The 5,193-nt window shown below is 32.8% G+C and carries 6 protein-coding genes and 1 tRNA gene; 5 read left to right on the top strand and 2 right to left on the bottom strand.

The features are described 5' to 3' along the window. Together AA81_RS09630 and AA81_RS09625 are read left to right on the top strand one after the other, a co-directional pair. Positions 1-531 (top strand): MFS transporter (locus tag AA81_RS09630; protein ID WP_146050378.1); only part of this gene is annotated, 531 nt, incomplete at its 5' end. Between the two features lie 483 nt (positions 532-1,014). After that, positions 1,015-1,089 (top strand) — tRNA-Val (locus AA81_RS09625). A 60-nt stretch (positions 1,090-1,149) separates the two neighbouring features. Here the strand turns inward: AA81_RS09625 and AA81_RS09620 are convergent. Together AA81_RS09620 and AA81_RS09615 are read right to left on the bottom strand one after the other, a co-directional pair. Continuing rightward, entirely contained in the window at positions 1,150-1,842 is a 693-nt protein-coding gene (locus tag AA81_RS09620) for a hypothetical protein (protein ID WP_103898904.1), read from the bottom strand. 75 nt (positions 1,843-1,917) lie between these two features. Further along, positions 1,918-2,256, bottom strand: coding sequence for a phenylpyruvate tautomerase MIF-related protein (locus tag AA81_RS09615; RefSeq protein ID WP_012209354.1), 339 nt, complete (start codon positions 2,254-2,256; stop codon positions 1,918-1,920). Positions 2,257-2,417: 161 nt separating this feature from the next. Here AA81_RS09615 and AA81_RS09610 point away from each other — a divergent pair, with 161 nt between their 5' ends. The 3 genes from AA81_RS09610 to nagA all read left to right on the top strand — a co-directional run. Then, complete coding sequence (locus AA81_RS09610) at positions 2,418-3,143, top strand: GntR family transcriptional regulator (protein WP_012209353.1); 726 nt, start codon at positions 2,418-2,420, stop codon at positions 3,141-3,143. Positions 3,144-3,169: 26 nt separating this feature from the next. After that, the gene (locus tag AA81_RS09605; protein ID WP_103898903.1) at positions 3,170-4,093 is read left to right on the top strand and encodes an SIS domain-containing protein; all 924 of its coding nucleotides are present in this window, start codon (positions 3,170-3,172) and stop codon (positions 4,091-4,093) included. 14 nt (positions 4,094-4,107) lie between these two features. Next, on the top strand, positions 4,108-5,193 hold a 1,086-nt coding region (gene nagA / locus AA81_RS09600), incomplete at its 3' end, for an N-acetylglucosamine-6-phosphate deacetylase (RefSeq protein ID WP_103898902.1).

The raw sequence follows: 5,193 nt of genomic DNA, 5'->3' as shown, positions 1-5,193 counted from the left end.
CAAGAAATTGGATTTACGAGCGAACAGTATGGAATCACTCAATCTTCTTTTACCGTGGGGATACTAATTGGCAGTATTTTAATTGGTACTATTTTTTCTAAGAATAATCCAAAAAAATCGGTGACACTTGGTTTAATAGTAGAGGCAATTATGTTATTCATCATTTCAGGTTTATTTTTTCCTAATATCGTTACCAAATTCGGAGGTGCATCATGGACTTTATTAATAATTTTGTACATAAACCTTATGGTAATAGGCGTGAGCAATGCTTTTATAAATATACCTATTGATACCAACATGCAAAAAATGACACCAACCAACGTAAGATCTCGTGTTTTTACGGTTGTGGGGTTGATTGCTCGAGGATCTATACCTGTTGGTGCACAAATATATGGTATTCTTTTAGATTTAATGAGGGGATATCAAATTGCACTGTTTGCAAGCATAGTATCAGTTATTGTAATTATCCTATTTTTAAAAATTGCACCAGAAGAAACGTTCAATCCTAAACCTGTTAATGAAGAAGTATAAAGGTTGAGTCTTGATTAAATCAATTTATCATTTGTTGTTTAATGCTTTTATGGAACACAGCGTGAACCCTCTCCAGGTAAAAGAACACACCGAAAGGGGTTCAAGGAAACACCCCGAAGGGGGTTCAAGGAAAAGATGAAAGCCGGCTTTAAACACAAAACGAATTTGAATCAAAAAACGTTGTTAATTACATGCATACACGGTATAATTATAGCATACATATTATACGAGCTAATTGGTTGTATAAAAGTTTAATTAGCCATAATTTTTAAGAGAACTCGGGGGGTTCTCTTTCAAAAGTGAAGGTAGAAAAATTAGATACTTACGTGCTTGACGATAATTAATTGTCATTCAAATAAGATATTGGGCTGTATTACCTTTTTCATTATCTCTTTTGACTATTCTATCAACCATATTTGACAAGGAGCCCGCATTTTGTTGACAGAGTTAAAAAAATATGTTATACTTTATACGATTGGAAAAGGGTGCGTAGCTCAGTGGGAGAGCGCTTCCTTGACGCGGAAGAGGCCGTAGGTTCAATCCCTACCGCACCCACCATTCGTTTTCATCCAATTTATATATATTGCTAATAAAAGCAGGATGAACTTTATCCTGCTTTTATTTTTTATTATTCATAATTTCAAAAATTTTGTTTCTGTACTTTTCATTAATACATATATAATCATTGTCTTTAAAAATTAATTTTTCTTTATCGTTCGGAGCGTTTCTGATTATAGCGCTTACCAAGGCGGAAACTGATTTTTTGTTCTTCAATTCTAAGGTTTCCATGATCTCTTCAGACTTCAATTTCCCTTTTTCGATCAATAATTCAAGAAACCTTGTTGTTAGTGGTTTTAAGTTTTTCACAAAACTTTTTAATTCTTCTTCATTCCACTCTTTTTTTGATCTTCCACTTATCAATTGTTGTATTATTTCTACTCTCTTTTTTAAATCGTTAGAGAGAAGGTAAAATAGAATTTCTCCATTTATTTCTGATTCATCCAGTATTTCAATAAGAGAATCGAAGGTTTCGTTATCTATGGTAACTTTGTAATTTTCGTCTCCATATTTTAGGGTCTCTTTTTCGTAAATAATATTGAAAATAGAAAAATAACTTTCTAAAAGTTTTGAATATAAAAAGTCCCTTAACTCATAACTTTCAAGTGTTTTGAGTAATTCGTGTGTTGACTGAAAATCTTCTTTTCTTTTAATTTCGTTAAAAACAAGTTCTTGAAGTTTTTTTTGATTTTCTTCTTTTAATAGGTCTTCCCCTAAAAATTTTACGAGCATTTCTAATTCGTCTTTATACATGGCGGGTGGCTCCCTACTATCTAATTTTTTTAAATCATTAACAATTGCATATTTGTTAAATATTTTTCATTAAAACTAAAATGTATCCCCTTTCCAACCCCACATCGTGTTTTTAATATCTAAGAAGTTTATATACACGCGATCTTTTGGTATATTCAATTGTTGCTCTAGTAATTGACAGAGTAACTTAGAGAGATCTTTTGTTTGTGATTCAGGCAAACCTATGCTCCTTAATTCCACAAAAGCTGCTAAATCTGAGCTTCCTTGAAAGTGAATATGAGCACTATCTTCTAAACTAACCATAACATAAAATTCTGGTTTACCAAGAACGTTAGCAACTTCCTTTGAAAGAATACTTAACAATTCTTCTTTGTTATCTATCTTTTTATTTGTGGTTACCTTTAAATATGGCATTTTTTAGCCTCCTTCAACAAACTAATTTAGCGCCCCTTCGCCCCGCAATCTTCCTCAAGTATTTTAGCACATTCAATTCAGAAAAATCAATCTTAAATTTGACTTATTGTTATAACTATTATATAATTGGAATATACCAATAAGAAGGGAGTGAGATTAAAATGGAAGAAGCCCCTATTCCTCTCTATTATAAACTTTATCTGGACTTAAAAAGAGAATTAGAGGAAGATTATAAAAAAGGAGATAGGTTGTTGACAGAGAACGAGATATGCAATAAATTTGGTGTTTCACGTTTGACGGTAAGAAGAGCGTTGGAAGAACTCTCAAAAGAAGGGTTAATAACAAGAAAAAGAGGACAAGGTACGTTTTATACAGGACAAAAACAAGAGGAAGAATTAACCAGGCTAACAGGTTTTACCGATGAAGCAATTAAACAAGGCCATTCAACTAAATCCGTTGTATTAGAAAACAGGCTAATAGAAATTCCTCCCGAGTTAGTTGAAGAGTTTAAAGTTCCAAAAGACGGGAGAGTAGTGCTATTAAAAAGAATTCGATTTTTAGATGAAGAGCCTTATGCAATCGAAACAGCATACTTGAATCCCAATGCAGATATAAGGGTATTGAACGTAATAGAAAGAGATATGTCAAAAGAATCGTTATATAGAATACTAAATAACGAATATGGTATAAAATTCACTCATGCCGTAGAAACTCTCGAGGTAACAACTTTAAACAAAGAACAAGCTAAATATTTGGCCCAAAGTGAAGGATCTATTGCTGCATTGAGAACGAGATATACCTATATAGAAGATAAAAAGTGTATTGAATACGTTAAATCAGTTTACAGAGGGGATAAATACAAATTCAAGATAGTCAGAAAGGCATAAGATTTTTCTGAGGAGGTAGTATAAAAGTGCACTACTATACATTAGATGAAATAAGAAGAATTCCCAATCTCTTAAATAAGTTAAATGAGTTTGATTTTTCTTTTTCAAAGGAGAAAAAGTATCTTTTGGTTGGATGTGGTTCTTCATATAACATTGGATTTATAATGAAAGAAATATTGAACAAAAATGGCTATAAAGCAAAAGTGCTCACCGGGGGACATGTTATGCTTTTTGATAATATTCCAGACAGTGATGTTGCAATTTTAATAACCAGAACCGGTGAATCAACTGAAACTGTTTTAGCCGCAAAAAAATTAAGTCAAAAAGGCATGAAAACCATAGGTATAACGTCGTCAAAGAATTCTTCAATTACTCAACAATGTGAAGAGAATATAACCTTAGATTTCACTGCAGAAAAAAGTGTTGTTATGACCGGATCTTTTGTTTTTATACTGGCAATGTTATTAAACGGAATAGAAAAAAATGATTACTATAATTTCAGTGAAAAAATCTTAGAAGATTCAGAAAAGATTATTGATCATTTAGCTTTAGAAAAGTACGAACATTTTGTTTTTCTTGGGTACGATGAAAATTATGGTATTTCAAAAGAAGGCGCTTTAAAGCTCCAAGAGATGGCTTTACAGTACGTTGAATACCATGAGCCGTTAGAGTACAGGCACGGTCCTATATCTAGGCTCACAAATAAAACGTTAGTTATCTTAAACTCAAAGGGCATGAAAGAAGAGAAAGAATTGATCGATGATATAGAAGGGTTGGGAGCAAAAGCCTTAGTGATTTCTACCGATGGACATATAAAAATCCCAGATATGAAGGGTTTTGAAGCTCCCTTAAGGCTCATTCCCATACAGTATTTAGGTTACAAAAAGGCGATACAAATGGGATACAATCCAGATTCACCCAAGAATCTTTCGAAATCTGTCAAATTGTAGGAGGTAAAATTAAGATGAAATTAGAAAAAGTTTTAATTGTGGATCCTATAAACGGAGAATATACCGGAGATATCGAAATAAAAGGCAAAAAGATTTCTGAAGTAATAAAAAAAGATTATGGTTATAGAGATTTTAATACCATAGTTATGCCAGGCTTTGTAGACCCCCACACCCATGCACAAAAGGGTATAGATACGATGCATGCAACAAAGGAAGAGTTCAAAAGTTGGGCAAAAAATAATTTTTCATATGGTGTAACTACTTTTTTGCCAACAACGGTTTCAGCCTCTAAAGAACAGATCTTAAAAGTTTTGAATAATACAGAAGATGTAGGTTCTTCAATTGAAGGAGTTCATTTGGAAGGTCCTTATATAAACAAAGAAAAAAAAGGAGCTCAGAACCCTCATTATATAAGAGATCCTTCTTTGGAGGAATTAAAAGAGATAATTAACGATAAAGTGAGATTAATAACCATGGCACCAGAGGTTAACGGTTTTATTGAGGCATCAAATTATCTTAAAGAAAAGAATATAGTAATCTCATTAGGCCACACTTCAGCTAATTTTGATATCTTCAAAAAAGCTTTCGAATCAGGAGTTACCAGAATCACCCATTTTTCAAACGCATTAACACCACTACATCATCGAAACATAGGAGGAACAGGTTCTGGCTTTTATTTTGATTTTAATATAGAAATGATATGTGATGGAATTCATCTCTCTCCTGAGTTTGTAATGTTGGTATATAAAATAAAAGGAGCAGACAAAATTATATTGATAACCGACTCTATGGCTGCTGCGGGTTTACAAGACGGTGAATATGAATTGGGTGGTTTAACAGTTACAGTAAAAAACAATCACGCAAAACTTAGTGATGGAACGATCGCTGGGAGTACCCTACTTTTCAACGAAGGTGTCAAAAATTTTAAAAGATTTACCAATTGTACACTACAAGAACTTGCAAAGGTATCCTCATACAACGCACTTCAAGACCTACATATTTACGATAAGGGAAGGATTGAAGTTGGCTACTATGCAAATCTTGTCATTTTAGACAAAGACCTGAACGTGAAAGAAACCATCTTCGAAGGTGAAAAGGTA

This window comes from Petrotoga halophila DSM 16923 (genome assembly GCF_002924615.1).
Note: the sequence above shows the minus strand (reverse complement) of the source record. Positions and strands in the feature narration are given on the sequence as shown.